This window comes from Olsenella profusa F0195, from assembly GCF_000468755.1.
GTDB classification, from domain to species: domain Bacteria; phylum Actinomycetota; class Coriobacteriia; order Coriobacteriales; family Atopobiaceae; genus Olsenella_F; species Olsenella_F profusa.
In genome coordinates this window covers 1-16,793 of the sequence record NZ_AWEZ01000001.1, presented here as the reverse complement: position 1 = coordinate 16,793, position 16,793 = coordinate 1, and the positions used below count along the sequence as shown (strand labels likewise).

Sequence of the window (16,793 nt, the reverse complement as noted above, 5' to 3'; positions counted from 1 at the left end):
CCTTCTCGCGGTCCGGGAGCGCTTCTCCGCCTTCAGGGCTATCGATTCTTTGGGCAGGCGTTCTCCGCCTCCAGCCTCTTGATCCGCCGCTCGAGCTCCTGCTCCCGCGTCAGCCCCGCGGACTTGCCCCCGGAGCCCCTCGGCCGCCCCTTGGGCCTGGGCCTGAGCGCGCCGGCGCCGCCCTCGCGGTACAGCTTGCACCACTTGTTCAGGGGCGAGCGCGATGCGACCCCGTAGGCCTCCATCGCCTCGACGACGGTCATCTCGCCCCCGGCCACGGCCCTGGCCGCGTCGCACTTCAGCTCCCAGCTGTATCTCGCCTGGGTTCTCCCCATGTTCAGCAGGCCCTCCGATCCGACGGCGCGGAACGTGTAGAGCCATTCTCTCACAGCCTCCTCGGGAGGCGACATCATGGAGGCGACCGGGCCGTAGCCGTATCCCATCTCGAACAGCCTTGCCGCCTCCCTTCTGGAGCCGGCATCGTGCTTCAAGCGCAAGTCATCAGGCATAAAGACGAACCTCCCATTTCTTGTGTCCAAGAAATGGGAGGCAGTTCAGGGCGATAGGCGGCCTTCCTTCATGCTATGTGGGTTCGGACTAGCTAAGCGGCTCGAGCTCGCGGTAGAGCGAATCTCCGTCGCCCACGAGAACGTCCCACCACCACTCCGGGCTCTCGACGCCGGATGCGCAGAGCATGTCCAGGAGCTTAGCGCGGGCGTCCGGGGGCAGCTGCTCGAAGTCTTCGCGCATGGCGTCGAGCACCGCCTTGCTCGTGGCCATCATGTCGTTGCAGATCTCCTTCTTCTCCTCCAGGCTGTAGCTCTCCGGCGAGTACAGGCAGAGATCCGCTCGGAAGTAGGCCATGTCCTCGGCTTGGGTGAGCTCTGTCATCTTGGCTTCGTTCATCATCTTTCTTATCTCCTCTCGATGCCCAGCACCGTGAATGGTGGCGCTGGGGTGGTACGAATTCCGGTACGAATCATCCCGAAAGGAGCGCTTTCTTTTGAAGCGAAGTGGTGCGCCGATTTCTCGGACACACCACTTCTGACCTGCGGATTTGTTGCTTTTAGTGGAAGAGTGTGGAATAGTGATTTGTGCGAAATTTTACTCCCACTCAATAGACACAAAACAGGGAAGCGCGAACCCCACGAGCCGCCTGAACAGCGGCTTTGTTTATTTTCACGTCCGCGAAATCGTCCCAAAACCGGAACTCGCCTGGAACTCAGGACTGAGTTCCGCCTTGACACGCAATGGCGGAGAATGAGCGCAGATCAGTAAGGATTAAACGCCCGCCTTGCGGCAACGCTGGATCGTGGCACGCGGCGGGGCCCGCGGGGAATGACGGCCGAACGAGGCGTCTGCTCTCTGACGAGTCGCCTCGCCACAGTGGGAACAAGTAGGGCGAAAGGAGCTTTGCGATGGCTTCGTAATCCGACGCCCTGAAGCCGGAATCCGACGTCGCGAGAAGGGACCCCCGGCAAGGACGCTGCGGACGCAGGGATCTCAAGGGTCACAAAGGCTGAAGCACATTCGAGCAAGGCGGGTGCTCCGCGGGGCGGCGGGGTTGCGTACGGCGAATTCGGCTCGGGCGGGCAGAGCAGTTACACGGCCGCAAGTGCCGAAGAGGTCGAGTCCATGCCGTCCGACGCAGTCATAGTACCGCCGGATTTCAACACGGGCTGCCTGGCTGCATGTCTCGCCAGCGTGTGCCCGAGCGTCGTGGATTCCCCTCTCAGCCCTGAATGCTGGGGCGAGCTCGGGGCCCAAGGGCAACGGGGCGTCTTCGTTTTCGCATTGCGGCGAACGGAGCGACACTGTGATATTAACGTGTGAATGTGCAGCTTAGGAGGCTTGTGATGCCGAACATCAAGCCCATTTCTGATCTGAGGCCTTACAGCGCGGTGCTCGACGAGGTGGCACCGGGCTCTCCTGTGTTCCTGACGAAGAACGGGCGCGGGAGATTCGTCATCCAGGACGTGTCGGACTACGAGCGTTACGAGGCAGAGCGAACCCTGATAGCCCAGTTTGGCTATGACGTGCATTCTGTGGAGGAGCGCGAAACCCTCACTACCGATCAGGTTCGCGCGGCGTTCGACAAGCGATTCCCTCAGGCTGGCTAGGTGGACTTCGTCCGGTTGCCCGCTACCGTGGAAGGCCTCGCTTCAGCCGCGGATCATACCGAGTTCGAGCTTTCCAGCCCAACCGCCGCAAGACGCCTGGTGGAATCCGTCATAGAGAAGGCGCAGCTGTTCACCGGCGTTCCCGGTTCCGGCATGATGCTTCGCTCCGTCAACGGTCTAGACACGGGATACCGCTACATGGTCAGTGGCAACTGGATGGTGCTCTTCTCCTGCAAACAAGGACGTGCGCTGATAGTCAGAGTCCATTATGCCAAGAGCGACTCTATATGAAGGAGCTCTTCGGAGAACGCTAGGCTCCTCTTGGGCTCTGTGGCGGGACAGAGTTAGGGCGAAAAAGCATCCCAACCACTCTTAAATTTGACCTACGGAAACGTATTTCAATTGCACGCAACTGACTACATGAGCGAAAGCAGTGCCGGCGGGACGGGACGTCCCCTGACCCGAGAGTGACGGCTCCGAGTGAAGAGTGGCGGCACTGAGCTGCGAAGGCATGGCCACGTGCGCGAGGAGTGACTACATGCAGCTAGGCATCTCCATGGCCATGCCTTCGCAGCTTCCTGATGTTCTGCAGCTTCCACTGGGCTTCCGGACTGGCGATCGCCGCACGCGCCATCGCCTCGTCTTCGAGGAGCAGGCTTGGATCGAACGCTCCCTACGAGAGCCGCCCGAGATACTCTTCCTCGGCATCCGTCCGCGGCAAGACGTAGGCGGAAACGAACTCGTACGCGGTGCCGATCAGCCCATCGAGGGTAGGCACTTTCTCGTCCCTCCTGAGCATGGGCAGGAGCTGCTCCTCGAGCTCGCGTCCCCTGTCGACAAAGCGTCCGAGGCGATCCTCGAACCCATGCAGGAACGCCGCCGAAAGCGACGCGTAGAAGAGAATCGCCTTGTGGGCGACGGCGCACTCGGCAGCGCCTCTTCCGTCGAGCACGCGCTTGAGATTCGCAACGTCGTAGAGGTCCCACACCTTCACACGGTCGAAGAAGGCCTTGACCTTGCCTCCGGTAAGGTCAGCATCAGCGAAGAGCGGAACACCCAACCCACCGATGCCCGAGACCGACCAGGGTAAGGCGGGAGCGGTGGGCGGCGCCACGACCGGCTGCGTCCGCGGCGCCGACTGCTGCGGAGGGCCGCGGACGAACGTCAGCGCAGGGGCGAGGGGAGAGCTTCGCGACATGGGCGCGGTGGACTCCCTCGCGGCTCTCGGGTCCCGGGACGATGCGGTGCGCATGGGCATGACCTGCGAGGGGAGGGTGCGGATGGCGGCCGGCGGGGCACGCCCGCCGAGGAGGGCCGCCGAAGTGGGATGAGGGCTCACCACGCGCGCGTCCCCGACCTCGGAGAAGCGCGCCGCGCGGCGTTGGCGAAGGGCGGCACCGACCGCAGGCTGGCGAACCTCCGGCTTCCCGTGATGGACGAGCGGCCCCTCGAGGAGCCAGACGAGGGCTTCCGCGCGTTCATCCCGGAGATCATGGAGCGACGGTCCAGGGGGGTCGACGATCTCCCGCACGCAGCTCCAGTAGGAGGGCTGGCACGCAAGACCGGGCAGCGGCGTTCGCGCCGACGCCATCATGGACCGGATCGCCCCCGCCCAGACAGGATATCGGCGTTGCTCAAGCCGAATAATGCCACTGCCTATGCGGGCAAACACTCACGCAGCAGCGTGCCAACTCTATGCCGAATGCGTAAGGGTTCTTCTTCACATGTTTGCCCCAGAGCGCAAGCATCGTCTGGGTGGCCGCGACCTCATCGAGAACCGCCCGCCAACGTTCCATCCTCTCTGCGCGGCCTCGCTTAGTGCATGCAGCCTTTAGCGCCTCACGCAATGTCGGCACGCCGCAGGTGTCGCCCTTGGTCCGCCATAGAAGTGTACGTCGTAGAAGTCGCGCGGACGTGTGGTGGTCACGCCACGGGAGACGACGGTCTCGAGCTTCTCTGCGAGTACGGTTTCAAGCGGGTGGGACATCAGGTGAACGCTACTATCAAGCACATCAGATGTAGGGCGCCGTACGCGCCCACCGGAAACGAGCGCTCCGACAGGTATCTCTCGACCTCGCCGGAGGTCAGCTTACGTACTGCGCACCTACGACCGGGAGGCACTCCATTCGTCCCTCGTGATGCAGGTGACGTACTCTGTCCTGCGGAGACCGTCAATCTGGCAGGGGACGTTCTCCGCCGTGTGGTGGTAGCGGAAGCCGCACTTCTCCTGCACGCGTCTCGACTTATCGTTGCCGTCGAAGTATCCGCACCACATCCTCTCGAGCCCAAGATCCTCGAAGCCGTGGCGCATGATCTCGCGCGTGGCCTCAGGGATGAGCCCCTGCCCCCAGTGCGGGACGCCGATCCAGTAGCCAATCTCTCCCTCGGTGTCCGGGATGCCGATGTTGCTCGCCCCACCGACCATGAGCCCGATGCTGCCGACCGGGCGTCCCGCCTCCTTGAGGACCACGGCGTAGCTCTCCGGCACGGAGAGCACGTTACGTATGACCTCCCAGCTGTCCTCCACGCTCGTGTGGACGGGCCAGCCTGCGATGGGGCCCACGTCGGGATGGCTCGCGTACTAGTACAGATCCTCCGCGTCCCTCTCGTCCCATGGCCTGAGGAGGAGCCTCTCGGTCTCGAACGTCATGCCAGCCTCCCGCCGGATCGTCTGCTCGGGCGATTGTAGCACGCGGAGCTGGGGGCGAATCACAGATTCGCCTACGCGAAGCCGGGGTCAGGAGTAGCGCCCCTCGTAATCCTCCTTCGCCTCGTCGGTCCATTTTCTGACGAACTCCGTCTTCGCCTCGGTGTAGCCGTCGCGGTCGTACTCGAATCGCCTCCACAGGTCCAGCTTCAGCGCTTCGTACTCTCGGGCGATCTGCGGATGCTCCCTCAGATAATCCCTGAAGTACAGCTCGTCGTTGTCGCCGCTGCGCCGGAGGTGCACGTGGAAGACCTTCTCCGCAAACCCATCCTCGGTATAGCCGCAGTTGAAGGACATCTTGTCCCTACCTTCGGACATTCGTAGAAACCCACCGCCCTCGATGGCGTGTGCGACGGCTTCCAAATCCGCCTCGCCTGAGACTTCGACGAGAATGTCAACGATGTCCTTTGCCCATATCCTGGGAATCGCCGTGCTTCCCACGTGGCTGATCCTCTTTACGGGACACTCGGACAGAACATGCCGCAGCCGGGCCTCCATCTCGTCGTAGCGCGAGTCCCATTCGTCGTTATGCTCGACGAGAAATATGGGGAACAGCTCCCAGAGCTCCTCCAGCGTCATCTCGGACAGCTCTTTTCCTATATCCCGGCCTCTCTCCCTCCGTCGAGGGAAGTTGCACCATGCTTTCGAATACAACGTCGGGCTCCCCTCTTGTCTCTTGAAGCGCCGCCTCCATCGGAGATCCACCGTCGCCACTGCCGCCGGCGATTATTCAGCTCTCAGCTATTTCGGAAAGGATCCTGGTTATCGCCTGGATGTCGGCACCGTCGAGGCGACCGATGCGCCCTGCAGTACTCAGGTAGTCGGCAGGAATCTGGGCGATCCTGTCCGCTCTGGCGATGGGGGGCTTCTCGAGCCCTGCAGCCTGCCATCCGCTGATGAAATGGTCGTGCTCCAAATGCAGCCTGTTCGTGGCGGACGTGACCATCATGACGATGGAGCCATCCTCCGCAACGCCCACGACGATCACTGGCCGGTACTTGTAACCCCTGCCCTCGGAGAAATCGACTCGGGCGTGCCATAGCTCCCAAGGCCGAGGAACTCCGCTACTCGTCATCGTCGTCCCACTCGGCTGGCAGGACGGCGATGCCGTCAGGGTTCAGCTCAACATGGTATGCCTTGGCGGAAAGCGCCTTGTAGGACGGCTTCTCGACACGGAGATTGAACGGCAGGCCGCCCACCTCGATGGACTTGATGAGGAACATGTTTATGGCATCGGAAAGGCTCAGGCCCCAGCGTGAATAGACGTTCGTGGCGTCTTCCTTCACCTGGTCGGTCGTCCTGGTCTTTATCTCCGCCTTGCGCGGCCTGGTCGCTGTCGCCATGATTTCCTCCTAAATAACTGTACCCATAATGTACCCAGAGTGGGTACTTCTATCAAGCGCTGCGCCTCTAAAAGTATTGTGCGAAACTCAAGGCCCTATGGGTCCAGATAAAAACCCTAATTGTCTTACCTTACTAAACCGACGATCGGTAAACGTCTTCCGCATACTCTTTCCGTTGACCAGAACGCCGCGACATCCAGTGGTGGCCGAAGCGCTGCACGGCTGTCTGGATGTGGGGGTGACGCAACCAAAGCTAACGGAAATTGCCGATATTCGCCAAGTGCGGTTGGTAGAAGCGGGTGCAACCGAACGCTACGGTGTTCATACAAATCAAATCTTTCTGAGGAGGAGCATGGGCATCGTTACCGTCCGGGACCTGACCAAGACGTATCCCGGCTTCACACTCGACGCGGTCTCGTTCTCGCTTGCCGGGGGACGGATCGCCGGCTTCATCGGCCGCAACGGCGCGGGCAAGACGACGGCCATCAAGTCGATGCTGAACCTGGTCCATCCCGATCGCGGCGAAATCGACTACTTCGGACTGCCGCTCGCGGGCAACGAGGCACGAATCAAGAAGCGCATAGGCTACTCCACGGGCACCGTCAGCTGGTACCCGCGCAAGAGGATCCGCGACATCAAGAATGTCATGAAGCTCTTCTATGACACCTGGGACGACGCGGCCTACGAGGGTTACCTGCGCATGTTCGCGGTCGACGAGGACAAGGCACCGCGCGAGCTCTCCGATGGCATGAAGGTGAAGTGCAACCTCCTGTTCGCCCTCTCCCACGGCGCGGAGGCCCTTATCCTGGACGAGCCGACCAGCGGGCTCGACCCGTTCTCCCGCGACGAGCTCCTGGGGCTCTTCGACCGGATCAGGCAGGCGGGCGTGGCCATCTTCTTCTCCACGCACATCATCTCCGACATCGAACGGTGCGCCGATGACATCGTGTACGTATCCAAGGGAAAGATCGTAGCTGCCTGTCCCAAGGAGGAGTTCGCGGAACGCTGCCAGGAGCGAGGCGAGACGCTCGAAGAGGCGTTCCTGCGTCTGGAGAGGGGTGAGCAGGATGCGTAACCTGCTGGTCAAGGAGATGAGGCTCTCCGCCTCGGTGCTCTCGTACGCCTTCATCGCGTTCGGCTTAATGTTCCTCCTCCCCGGGTACCCGATTCTGTGCGGCGTGTTCTTCTCGTGCCTCGGCATCTTCCAGAGCTTCCAGAATGCCCGTGAGGTAAACGACCTGGTGTTCTCAGCGCTCCTTCCCGTGTCCAAGCAGGACGTTGCTAAGGGCAAGGTCTGCTTCTCGTGCGTCATCGAGATGTGCACGCTGCTCGTAATGGCGATTGCGATGGTGGTTCGCATGACGGTGCTCGCGGACACGCCGGTGTACCTGCAAAACGCGCTCATGAACGCGAACCCCTTCGCACTCGGCGTGGCGTTTGTGCTGTTTGGGCTGTTCAACCTCATCTTCGTCGCGGGCTTCTTCAGGACCTCGTATAAGCTCGGCAAGCCCTTCGTGGCCTTCATCGTCGTCGCGTTCGTGGCGATTGCGGCCGCCGAGGCCCTGCACCACGTCTCCGGGCTGGAGACACTGAACGCCTTTGGCTTCTCTCACCTGCCCCTGCAGCTCGGCTTGCTCGCGACGGGCGTGGCGTGCTATGTCGCCCTTACCGGGATCGCGCTGAGAAGCGCCGCGACAAGCTTCGAGAGGACGGACCTGTAGGGGGCGGACATGCTCAAGGACAACCTGCTCATGCTGCGAAGCATCCACGGCTTCTCGCAGGAAGACGTCGCAGAGAGGGTCGGCATCTCCCGCCAGGCGTACGCCAAGTGGGAGAGCGGCGCCACCATCCCCGACGTCGAGAAGTGCGCGCGGCTCGCGCACGTGTACGACACCACGGTTGACGCCCTGCTGAGGACCGAGGAGATGGACGACGGACGCGTGCTGCTCCCCGCGCCGAGGGGCAAGGACATATGGGGTATCGTCACCATGAACGAGCGCGGCCAGATCGTCATCCCGAAGGCGGCGCGAGACCGCTTCGGCCTCTGCGCGGGTCAGAGGCTCGTCCTGCTGAGCAAGGACGACGAGGGGTTCGCCCTGATCCCGGCCGAGATCTTCGAGCGGAGGATCGAGCTTGTGAACCGGGCTTTGTTCCCTGATGGCAAGTGACGCGCGCCGAGGGGAACGCTATAGGGCGGGGGTTCCCACCTGTCCCTTCGCTTCCGCCCGCGGACATCGACCTTGTGCTGCTGGGCTGGCGCCTTGATTCTGAATCTGCCCCGTTTGCGTTGACAGGTCCCATGCCGCCTTCGGACGGCTTTTCCCATCGTGAATCCTCTCGAATTCGGCGGGGCTGACCCAGCCGAGGGCCGAGTGAGTCCCGATCCTGTCGTGGAGACGCTCGATGTGCTCGAAGAGCGCGAGCGCTGCCTGCTCGCGGCTCTCGAGCGTCCCCGCGTGCACGCACTCGGACCTGATGACGCCCGCCGGCGACTCGGTCACGGCGTTGTCCCACGGCGAGGATACGGGCCCCATGGACGGCCTGATGCCGTTGCCGCGCATGGCCTTGCCGAGGAGCAGGCCAGCGTGCTGCGCGCCGTGGCCCGAATGGTGCAGCCCCTGCCCGGCCGCCCGCGGGCGATGGCCATCCTGGGGGCGTCGTCGGCGGGCTCCGCGGTGATCCTCGGGCCCATCGACCACCCCACCACCATCCCGGGCCACACATCCATGACGACGGCGAGGCAGGGCCGGCCCTGGTGCGTGCGCGCGTGGGTGATGCCGGCGAACCACGCCTCGTTCGGGCCCGTCGCGCCGGAGTCGTGCCTGGCCAGGTCGTCGTGCGAGTCCGCCCCGCCGCGCGCCTTTCCCCCGAGGCCCTCCTAGCGCGGCTCCTGGTGACGCCGCGCCAGCCGTGCTCGCGCATGATGCGGGCGACGCGCCTGCGCGAGGTGGCCACGCCGGACGTCTCAGGCCGCATGGACGCCTTCGGCGCGCCGCAGATGCCCATGCTGGCCCCGTGCTCGCCGCCGACCAGCCTGGCCAGCCCGAGGTCGCGCAGGTCGTGTGCGCCGTCGGGCCTGCTGGCCCACTGGTAGTGGCCCCGCCTGGCGGCGCCGGGCGCCCGGCACACCGTAGCCGCCTTGCGCTCGCCGAGGCGGGCGGCGATGAAACCGAACTCGGCCCCCTCACAGCCGCTCGCCCGCGAAGAGGGCGCTGGCCTTTGAAGGGCCCCCACTCTCCTCCCTGGTCGCGCCTTTGCCGACGGACCCGAGCCCCCGCATGACTATCCTACCCAGTCCATTAGCCCTGCATTGGAAGCGTCCAAGTTTTGGGACGCAGTTCACTCCCCTCCGGCCCTCCCCGCGTCGCAGACCGAGGCGACAACATTGTCGGGCCGACCGCGGATGGTCGGCGCGCCCTTGCCCGAACCCGAAAGTCTTTCGTGCTCGGACCCGAAACCTTCCGACGCCCGAACCCGCAAACGGGAGGCTATCAAACACATCCGTGATCCAGCCCGTCAAGAGGGCGAGGAGGGGATTCGGGAACGTAGGACACCTCAAGACGATGATGTCCCTCGGGCTCGGCCGCTCGCTACCCACTAGAAACAGCGAAGAGCCGATTTTTGGCCCGTAGGCACAATCTTGCCGTCATCCTCGAATCTCGTAAGCGATAAGTCTTGGTTCATGTATATGACGTCAATGTTCTTCATCTTCCACGCTCTGCAAATTTAGATGTATTCCTAGGCCTACAGCGCTGCTTTACGCAATTGCCCGTCATACCAAGCCGGATTGAAAGGACGGTGACGGCGGCGAAGGAGATGACGAGCGGAGCACCCAACTGAACGGCAGAGACGGACATCGCGGTGTTGACGGCTCCGTGGAGGATTATGCAATGGAGCACCGACGATTCGCGCCGGCGCATGCCCGCCATCCGAAACGAGAGAAGCACTGCCTGCAGGGCGAAGAGTGCAAAGGAGAGGCTCAGATGCGATTCACCAGACGTGAACCAGAAGGGAAGGTGTCAGACGACCAGACGAGTCCCGTAACGAACGTGGCCGCAGGGTAGGGGGGGAATTTCTCTTCGAGCCCCGGCTGCATGACGCCGCGCCGCCCGAATTCTTCCTGGCTCCCGCTGATCAGGGTGGCTTGGGTGAAAACGGCGGGAATGGCGACCGCGGGAACGGCAGGGTTGAGTCCACTCGAAGTGAACAGGGGATCAAAGCACTACGCTTGCAACCCAGTCGACGAGCGCATCGTAATCCACGGAGCCGTCCGCAACGCCCAACACGAATTCGAGAAAGGACGAATGGTCGGGTCTAAAGTCGATGCCGGACATTATGAGGTAGGTGCCCAGCAGTGCTGCGCCCGTCCTCTTGTTGCCGTCAAGAAACGGGTGGCCTGAGATAACCCCGAACGCATACCTGCATGCCTTCTCGATGGGGGTCGGATACAGTTCCTCGCCGCCGAAGGTCTGGAACGGCTGCGCTAGCACCGAGTCGAGGAGCCCCTCGTCACGCACTCCTTCGAGCCCACCGAATCGGTCGATTGTCGCCAAGTGAATGGCGAGCACGTCTTCTTTGGAGAACGCCGCAGCGCTCACTTGGCAAGCTCCTCGAACACGTCCGCGTACTCGTCCATGAAGTTGACGGCAACATCCGTAGCGTTGGCCGTCCTCTGCGCAGGCTGGATGACAACCCATGGCCTATTATTCTTCAGGACGGTGACCGACCTGCCAGTCCTGTTCACTTCCGCCGTCACGCGAGAAAAGTTGTTCTTTGCCTCAGCTAGGCCAATCGTCAATGCCGCCATACCCGGCTCCTTTCGATACTGGCTAAAATTATAGCCAGTATATAGTCTGGTACCAACTGATGGACAAACACTATAAAAATGCTCACCGACACATTCCATCGGGTTGATTAACAACTTCATCCGACCACGGTGGGTATCCCTCGTTACATGAAACTCGATCGAAACCCTGATCTGAATGATGCGGCAGAGTGCGATGCTTTTAGCATACCAGTCGAAAAATACTGCACATGTGAATCGAAGATCGAGGGATTATGAGAATCGAGAGGGATGAATATCTGGAGCAACTGAAGCAGAGGATGCTCAGTCCCTACGCTAAGATAATCACCGGGGTATGCCGCTGCGGCAAGAGCTATCTTCTCAAGAACCTGTTCTGCGACTACCTCCGTGGCGAGGGCGCACGCGACAATCAGATCGTTGTCGTAGCGCTCGACGACGACAGGTTCGAAGAGCTGCGTGAGAGGAAGGCGCTGCGCGAGTACGTGGAGAAGGCGGCGCCTGACGAGGGCACCCAGTACTACATCATCCTCGACGAGATCCAGATGGTGGAGGCGTTCGAGGGAGTCGTCATATCGCTGAACAACCACGCGAACTACGACGTGTACATCACGGGAAGCAACTCCAAGCTCCTCTCGAGGGATATCGCGACAGGCTTCAGGGACCGCGGCACTGAAGTGCGTGTGCATCCGCTTTCCTACTGCGAGTTCTATGCCGCCTATGCGGGCACAAGCGCTTTGCGCTGCAGGAGCACCTCACCTACGGCGGCATGCCGCACTTGTTCGACGAGCCGGACGAGGCCTCGAAGATGCGCTACCTTGAGAACCTGGTCGCGCAGACGTACCTGAGCGACGTTGTCGAACGCAACGACGTGCTCCTGCCTGAGAAGATGGCCGCGCTGTTCGACGTACTCTGCTCCACCACCGGCTCGCTTGTGAGCACGAGCGGTCTCGCGGGCACCCTGCAAACCGAGAAGCACGTCAAGATTACCGACGACACGGTCTACGCCTACATTCAGCACCTGGAGGATGCGTTCCTGTTCGAGAGAGCGCGCCGATATGACATCAAGGGCAAGGCGTACCTGAAGACCCCGGCGAAGTACTACCCCGAGGATGTTGGGCTTCGTAACGCGCAAATCAACTTCAGGCAGAATGACGTCGGCTTCGGCATAGAGAGCGTCGTCTACAACGAGTTGAGACGCCGGGGATACGCCCTCGACGGCGATAGAGAGGACCCGCACGCCGGCATCATAGGAGAACGAGAGCGACACCCGGCCCCCGCGCGCATGGTCGCAGACGCTTCCCACCAGGTTGAGCGCTGGGCGCATGCGGCCTGGTCCGCGCCGAGCGTGCCCGAGGCGGCGGTCTCGACGAGCAGGTCGGCGTTGACGAGCGTCACCGTGAGTGGCGTCTTGAGGTCGTACGCGAGCACGGCAGCGAGTCCTTCAGCGAGACCCGCATCGCTTCCAACATAGCCCATCGACGACGGCGAAAATCAAGACGCACGGATTGTCTGCGGCTCAGACTGTAATGGGCGCGGTGGATTCCCGTGTTGGCATTTTGCAGCAGCATCGACGTGCCCCCCAGGGCGTACCGCCTAGCGGAACACCCCCTAAGCACCAGTGTCCGAACAGGCCTTTCGACCATCCGGCACAACCGCCCGTCGACTCTGGAAGACCCATGACGCGTCTGGCGAGGTTTCGGGAAAAACAGTTCGTGGCGAACGAGACCGCATCCGCCTCCTCATCGGGGCCGGGAGAGCCCGGCTCGCCTGACCTGCGGCCGCCTCATGCTCAAGCACGCCAGGGCGAAGAAGAGGGCGGCGAAGCCCCACATGATGGCGAGGGGGGCAGCTACCGCCTCGAGCCCCGCTCCGCGCAGCATGACGTCGCGCAAGGCTTCGGCCCCGTAGCCGAGCGGCAGTGCCGAGGCGACGGCCCGCAGCCATGCCGGCGCTTGGGAGAGGTCAAAGATGCCCGAAAGCATCAGCTGCGGTATGACGAACACGAGCAGCAGCTGGATGACCTGGAAGGGGCTCCTGGCCAGGCCCGAGACGGCCAGACTCAGGGTGAGCGACACCGCCGCCATGGAGACTGCGAGGGCCGCGACGAGCAGCGGCGAGCCCTCGTTCGGGAAGCCCACCACGCACACGGTGAAGGCGATCGTGACGGCCGTGTACAGCAGGGCCACCAAGCCGAATCCGAGCGTGTAGCCGCCAGCGACCTGCCAGCCCCTCACGGGTGTGGTGAGCAGCCGTTCCCTCGTGCCGCAGGTCCGCTCGGCGAGCAGGCTCATGGAGCCGGTCATGAAGACGAACATGAACACGAACAGCCCGATGAAGACCGGCCCGTAGTACTCGAAGACGGTCCAGTCGGCCCGGCCGTGGAGGTAGCCGACCTCGATGGACGTGAAGGGCATGGCGCCTTCCACGTCGGGGACGTCTCTTGCAAGCGATTCCGCCTCCTCTATCGCCTCGAGAACTCCGGCGGGCAGGCGTGAGCGCGTCTCGTCGTCGATGTCGAACTCGATGGAGTCGATGCGCTCCTCGAACTCGCCCGCCTGGGAAAGCAGCTCGTCGCGAGCGGATTCCTGCTGCTTGACAAGGGCGGAGCGGATGATGGATAGCGCGGCGGCGGTGTGCGAGGCGTCCGCGCCCTCGACGCGCACTTCGAGGACGTGGCCGTCGCCCGCCGAGACGACGGCGTCCACCTCCGCCGCCTCGAGGAGCCGCTGCGCCTCCTGGGCGTTGGCGGTTTGCAGGGCGCAGTTCTCGTTGCTGAGGTAGGAGACGAAGCTGTCGGGGACGTTGACGAGTGCGAGCCGGGGCACGTAGGGGGGCACGCCCAGAACGAGGTAGAACAGGAGGAAGGTGACGCAGGGGGCGAGGACGAGCACCGCGACCACCCTCCGGTCATGGGCGAATTCCGCGATGATGCGGCGGGCAACCGCGAGCAGGCTACGCATGGTCGGTCTCCTTCCCCTTCGGCCCCACGAGGGCGACGAAGGCCTCCTCCAAGCTTCCCGTCGATGTCGACTCGAGAATCACCCGGGGCGAGCCGACAGACACAAGAACGCCCTCCCTCATCAGGGCGACGACGTCGCAGTGGGCGGCCTCGTCCATGACGTGGGTGGTCACCAGCAGCGCGGCACCCCCGTCGGCGAGCGTTCTGAAGAGGCTCCAGAGCTCGATGCGCCGCACCGGGTCGAGGCCCACCGTGGGCTCGTCCATCACCAGGATGTCGGGCTTGGCGACGAGCGCCACGGCGAGCGAGAGGCGGCGCTTCATGCCGCCCGAGAAGCTGCCGACGAGCTGATCGCGGGCGTCCTCCAGACCAAGGAGCGGCAGCAGCTCCGCCTCACGTATGCGGATTTGCGTGCGGGAGAGCCCCTGGAGCGCCCCGAAGAAGGCTAGGTTCTCGCGGGCGGTGACGCCCTCGTAGAGGGCCGCGTCCTGGGGCATGTAGCCGAGTTTCGGGCGCATCGTCGGATAGGGGGCCTCCTCGCCGTCGAGGAAGACGTGGCCCGAGCTCGGGACCGCCGACCCGACGACGAGGCTGGCGAGCGTCGTCTTGCCACACCCGGAGGGGCCGATGAGTCCCGTGACCTGCCCACAGTGCGCCTCCAACGACACCTCGTCGAGCACGCGTCTCCTCCCGAAGCTCTTGGATGCGGACTCGACCCGCACGAGTGCCGTTTCTTGACCCATGGCAGCCTCCTTCCGTAAAATGGACACCGTGTCCGATTTCATTGTGCGGGGAGCCCCACCCCCGTTCAAGCGACAGAACGGGCGGATGTGTCCGATTTCCGGGAGGAGGACCCGTGGGGAAACGCGACTCCAGGACCGTGGCGGCGACGAAGCGGCGCATCACCGATGGTCTGTTCGAGATCATGAGGGACGACCCTATAGAGCGCATCACTGTGCGCGAGGTGTGCGGAAGAGCCGGCATCACGCGGTCCACGTTCTACACGCACTTCTCGAGCGTCTACGACGTGCGCGACCAATGCGAGGCCGAGATATCCGAGCGGGTCGAGGAAGTTCTCTTCCCGGAGGTGCTCGCAGCCCTCGCGCCGGGAGGACGCAGGGGATGCGCAAGAACCGCGCGGTGCATCGAGGAGGCGCTCGGGGACCACTTCGGTCACCTCGCCGTGCTCCTCAACGGGGCCGACCCATCCTTCGTCGAGCGGGCACGCCTGGCCGCGATGGGGGTGGTCTGCGCACACGTCGGCATCGAGAGGATGTCCGAGCGGCAGGCCCTCGTCTTCTACGGGACGTCGAGCATGCTTTTGGGCATGTACGCGCGCTGGCTCGCGTCGGACCGCGACATGCCGCTCGAAGAGCTTGTCGCGACGGCGCGCTCCGCCGTTCTGCGCGGCCCGGCTAAGGCGATGCTCGGGTGAGCGGCGAGGGGCGCACTGCGGGGCAACGGCGGCGCCACGCTTGGAGCCGCGCCCTGCATGCGTGTCGTCGGTTACGTACGCGGCCTGATGCAGGCCGTGGCCCTTGGTGGGATGCAGCATGCCCGCGATCATCTTGAGCGTGGTCGACTTGCCCGCGCCGTTGGGGCCGAGCAGCACGTAGACCTTCCCCTCATCGACGTACAGCGATACGTGGTCCACCGCCGTCTGGGCGCTGCCTCCCCGCCCGAAGCGTTTCACGAACCCACGCGTTTCCAGAACGCATCTCGTCATGTCGTTTCCTTCCTTCTTTGCCGTCCAACCTTTCATCTCCCAGTTTGGGCAGGCTGTCCAAAGGAACGCTAAAGGCCGTGGGAACGGCTGCAGGAGCCCAGGCCGCGCCCAACGGAAGGGGCCGGAAGCCGAAGCTCCCGGCCTGCGAGCTTTTAGAGCTCGCTAAGCGCGTTGCGATGATGGCGGAGAAGGGCCCTGTCGTCGCCGAGGACCAGCATGCTCACGGCATGCTGGATGCTCTTCGGCAAGGTGAAGGAGTCGACCTTGTTCTCCCAGTTCCGGGCCCACTATATATCCGCATGGCATAGTACATGGCTGTGTGCATGCACGCCGAAAGAGGACTTGACCAAGGCATTGGCCGGTGTGCTTGATGCATCTCCGCTTGCTCTTAATGTTCCTGACATTGACAGCTATTTCGGTCTTATGCATACCCTGTTTACTCTGGAGGATCGTTACGGGCTGACCATCGAAAGTAGGGATGGCGAGGCTGTTTTTCGCATTGATCCCCGGAAAGGGAAGGATGCTGCCTAGATCTCTGAGTTGGTGCGTACCTGGGCTGCGGTAGTGTCGGGAATGACGCTCCTATGGTGTGTCATTCCCGACACTACCAAAGAAATCCGTGCTCAAAACCGAAAGTCAGGCTTGACTAAACACAAGAGGGTGGTGGCCGTCACGGAGGGCAGGGAGGCCATAGGCAGGCTCTCGGACGGGCTCGAGGCCCGCGGGGGCGACCGCAGGGCCATCCTGGAGGTCACCCGCGACTGGCCGAGACTACTCCACAGGCGTCGCCTCCGAGATGCCCCAGGCCTCCCAGACCGTAGACCGCTTCCACGTGATGCAGCTCTTCGCGAAGGCCACCGACAGGGTGAGGTGCGCCGAGAGGCGCGAGTCCGACGAGAAGGGGCGGATGCTCGTGCGCACCAAGTATGTCTGGCTCAAGCGCGAGGAGAACCTCACCGAGTGGCAGAGGGCCAAGAGGGCCGAACTCGACCCCGCGAAGTCACACCTGAGGACGGCAAGGGCCTGCCAGATGACCGAGGCCATGCGAGACGTCTACGGCTGCCGTGACCGCGCGTCCGCCGCGGAGGCCCTCGACCGCCTCGTCTCCTGGATGATGCACTCCAACGTCGACCA

At 63.2% G+C, this 16,793-nt stretch carries 23 protein-coding genes and 2 pseudogenes; 11 read left to right on the top strand and 14 right to left on the bottom strand.

Annotated elements, in window-relative coordinates; genetic code table 11:
• Window positions 1-38: 38 nt before the first annotated feature.
• Both HMPREF1316_RS00105 and HMPREF1316_RS00100 read right to left on the bottom strand, forming a co-directional pair.
• Window positions 39-491 (bottom strand): helix-turn-helix domain-containing protein, encoded by a 453-nt coding sequence (locus HMPREF1316_RS00105; protein WP_232204367.1) that lies wholly within the window; start codon window positions 489-491, stop codon window positions 39-41.
• Window positions 492-597: 106 nt separating this feature from the next.
• Window positions 598-909 carry a hypothetical protein gene (locus HMPREF1316_RS00100; protein WP_021724835.1) on the bottom strand — a complete coding sequence of 104 codons (312 nt, stop codon included), beginning with the start codon at window positions 907-909 and terminating at the stop codon, window positions 598-600.
• A gap of 947 nt (window positions 910-1,856) precedes the next feature.
• Here HMPREF1316_RS00100 and HMPREF1316_RS00095 point away from each other — a divergent pair.
• Window positions 1,857-2,120: a type II toxin-antitoxin system prevent-host-death family antitoxin gene (locus HMPREF1316_RS00095; protein ID WP_040650610.1), complete on the top strand. Its 264-nt coding sequence runs from the start codon at window positions 1,857-1,859 to the stop codon at window positions 2,118-2,120.
• Between the two features lie 27 nt (window positions 2,121-2,147).
• Window positions 2,148-2,411: a type II toxin-antitoxin system RelE/ParE family toxin gene (locus tag HMPREF1316_RS00090; RefSeq protein ID WP_198009520.1), complete on the top strand. Its 264-nt coding sequence runs from the start codon at window positions 2,148-2,150 to the stop codon at window positions 2,409-2,411.
• Between the two features lie 382 nt (window positions 2,412-2,793).
• Here HMPREF1316_RS00090 and HMPREF1316_RS14215 read toward each other — a convergent pair whose 3' ends face one another.
• The 7 genes and pseudogenes from HMPREF1316_RS14215 to HMPREF1316_RS00065 all read right to left on the bottom strand — a co-directional run bounded on the left by HMPREF1316_RS14215 (window position 2,794) and on the right by HMPREF1316_RS00065 (window position 6,170).
• Window positions 2,794-3,318, bottom strand: coding sequence for a hypothetical protein (locus tag HMPREF1316_RS14215; protein WP_198009519.1), 525 nt, complete (start codon window positions 3,316-3,318; stop codon window positions 2,794-2,796).
• A 633-nt stretch (window positions 3,319-3,951) separates the two neighbouring features.
• Entirely contained in the window at window positions 3,952-4,107 is a 156-nt protein-coding gene (locus HMPREF1316_RS13900) for a nucleotidyl transferase AbiEii/AbiGii toxin family protein (RefSeq protein WP_156900947.1), read from the bottom strand.
• A 117-nt stretch (window positions 4,108-4,224) separates the two neighbouring features.
• A pseudogene (locus tag HMPREF1316_RS00080) lies at window positions 4,225-4,686 on the bottom strand (GNAT family N-acetyltransferase); the annotation flags it as partial.
• Between the two features lie 15 nt (window positions 4,687-4,701).
• Window positions 4,702-4,833, bottom strand: coding sequence for a hypothetical protein (locus HMPREF1316_RS14815; RefSeq protein WP_021724852.1), 132 nt, complete (start codon window positions 4,831-4,833; stop codon window positions 4,702-4,704).
• 24 nt (window positions 4,834-4,857) lie between these two features.
• Complete coding sequence (locus tag HMPREF1316_RS00075; protein ID WP_021724841.1) at window positions 4,858-5,406, bottom strand: GrpB family protein; 549 nt, start codon at window positions 5,404-5,406, stop codon at window positions 4,858-4,860.
• 151 nt (window positions 5,407-5,557) lie between these two features.
• Window positions 5,558-5,902 carry a type II toxin-antitoxin system PemK/MazF family toxin gene (locus tag HMPREF1316_RS00070; RefSeq protein WP_040650607.1) on the bottom strand — a complete coding sequence of 115 codons (345 nt, stop codon included), beginning with the start codon at window positions 5,900-5,902 and terminating at the stop codon, window positions 5,558-5,560.
• Window positions 5,892-6,170, bottom strand: a complete 279-nt coding sequence (locus HMPREF1316_RS00065) for a type II toxin-antitoxin system RelB/DinJ family antitoxin (RefSeq protein ID WP_021724837.1) — start codon at window positions 6,168-6,170, stop codon at window positions 5,892-5,894. Before HMPREF1316_RS00065 ends, HMPREF1316_RS00070 begins: the two co-directional genes overlap by 11 nt.
• 352 nt (window positions 6,171-6,522) lie before the next feature.
• Between HMPREF1316_RS00065 and HMPREF1316_RS00060 the strand changes: the two genes are divergently transcribed.
• From HMPREF1316_RS00060 to HMPREF1316_RS13895, 4 genes are all read left to right on the top strand, one after another.
• The gene (locus tag HMPREF1316_RS00060) at window positions 6,523-7,245 is read left to right on the top strand and encodes an ABC transporter ATP-binding protein (RefSeq protein WP_021724848.1); all 723 of its coding nucleotides are present in this window, start codon (window positions 6,523-6,525) and stop codon (window positions 7,243-7,245) included.
• The gene (locus HMPREF1316_RS00055) at window positions 7,238-7,891 is read left to right on the top strand and encodes an ABC-2 transporter permease (RefSeq protein ID WP_021724831.1); all 654 of its coding nucleotides are present in this window, start codon (window positions 7,238-7,240) and stop codon (window positions 7,889-7,891) included. Before HMPREF1316_RS00060 ends, HMPREF1316_RS00055 begins: the two co-directional genes overlap by 8 nt.
• Before the next feature lie 9 nt (window positions 7,892-7,900).
• A complete protein-coding gene (locus HMPREF1316_RS00050) occupies window positions 7,901-8,338 on the top strand; it encodes a helix-turn-helix domain-containing protein (protein WP_021724845.1) in 438 nt (145 codons plus the stop codon).
• A 159-nt stretch (window positions 8,339-8,497) separates the two neighbouring features.
• Window positions 8,498-9,052, top strand: a complete 555-nt coding sequence (locus tag HMPREF1316_RS13895) for a hypothetical protein (RefSeq protein WP_156900946.1) — start codon at window positions 8,498-8,500, stop codon at window positions 9,050-9,052.
• Window positions 9,053-10,384: 1,332 nt separating this feature from the next.
• Here HMPREF1316_RS13895 and HMPREF1316_RS00040 read toward each other — a convergent pair.
• Both HMPREF1316_RS00040 and HMPREF1316_RS00035 read right to left on the bottom strand, forming a co-directional pair.
• The gene (locus HMPREF1316_RS00040) at window positions 10,385-10,768 is read right to left on the bottom strand and encodes a type II toxin-antitoxin system death-on-curing family toxin (RefSeq protein WP_021724849.1); all 384 of its coding nucleotides are present in this window, start codon (window positions 10,766-10,768) and stop codon (window positions 10,385-10,387) included.
• Complete coding sequence (locus HMPREF1316_RS00035) at window positions 10,765-10,977, bottom strand: type II toxin-antitoxin system Phd/YefM family antitoxin (protein ID WP_021724846.1); 213 nt, start codon at window positions 10,975-10,977, stop codon at window positions 10,765-10,767. Before HMPREF1316_RS00035 ends, HMPREF1316_RS00040 begins: the two co-directional genes overlap by 4 nt.
• Before the next feature lie 296 nt (window positions 10,978-11,273).
• Between HMPREF1316_RS00035 and HMPREF1316_RS12895 the strand changes: the two genes are divergently transcribed.
• Complete coding sequence (locus tag HMPREF1316_RS12895) at window positions 11,274-11,819, top strand: ATP-binding protein (RefSeq protein WP_198009518.1); 546 nt, start codon at window positions 11,274-11,276, stop codon at window positions 11,817-11,819.
• The gene (locus HMPREF1316_RS12890; RefSeq protein ID WP_198009517.1) at window positions 11,750-12,445 is read left to right on the top strand and encodes an ATP-binding protein; all 696 of its coding nucleotides are present in this window, start codon (window positions 11,750-11,752) and stop codon (window positions 12,443-12,445) included. Before HMPREF1316_RS12895 ends, HMPREF1316_RS12890 begins: the two co-directional genes overlap by 70 nt.
• A gap of 268 nt (window positions 12,446-12,713) precedes the next feature.
• Here the strand turns inward: HMPREF1316_RS12890 and HMPREF1316_RS00025 are convergent, their stop codons facing one another.
• Window positions 12,714-13,934, bottom strand: a complete 1,221-nt coding sequence (locus HMPREF1316_RS00025) for an ABC transporter permease (protein ID WP_021724851.1) — start codon at window positions 13,932-13,934, stop codon at window positions 12,714-12,716.
• The gene (locus tag HMPREF1316_RS00020; protein ID WP_021724847.1) at window positions 13,927-14,676 is read right to left on the bottom strand and encodes an ABC transporter ATP-binding protein; all 750 of its coding nucleotides are present in this window, start codon (window positions 14,674-14,676) and stop codon (window positions 13,927-13,929) included. Before HMPREF1316_RS00020 ends, HMPREF1316_RS00025 begins: the two co-directional genes overlap by 8 nt.
• 113 nt (window positions 14,677-14,789) lie before the next feature.
• Here HMPREF1316_RS00020 and HMPREF1316_RS00015 point away from each other — a divergent pair, with 113 nt between their 5' ends.
• Entirely contained in the window at window positions 14,790-15,368 is a 579-nt protein-coding gene (locus tag HMPREF1316_RS00015; RefSeq protein ID WP_021724828.1) for a TetR/AcrR family transcriptional regulator, read from the top strand.
• 33 nt (window positions 15,369-15,401) lie between these two features.
• Here HMPREF1316_RS00015 and HMPREF1316_RS13495 read toward each other — a convergent pair.
• Window positions 15,402-15,659, bottom strand: a pseudogene (locus HMPREF1316_RS13495) (ATP-binding cassette domain-containing protein); the annotation flags it as partial.
• A 234-nt stretch (window positions 15,660-15,893) separates the two neighbouring features.
• On the opposite strand from HMPREF1316_RS13495, the gene HMPREF1316_RS12885 reads away from it, so the two are divergent.
• Window positions 15,894-16,190 carry a hypothetical protein gene (locus HMPREF1316_RS12885; RefSeq protein WP_198009516.1) on the top strand — a complete coding sequence of 99 codons (297 nt, stop codon included), beginning with the start codon at window positions 15,894-15,896 and terminating at the stop codon, window positions 16,188-16,190.
• A gap of 265 nt (window positions 16,191-16,455) precedes the next feature.
• Window positions 16,456-16,793: transposase (locus HMPREF1316_RS00005; protein WP_021724834.1), on the top strand; the 338-nt coding region annotated here is incomplete at its 3' end.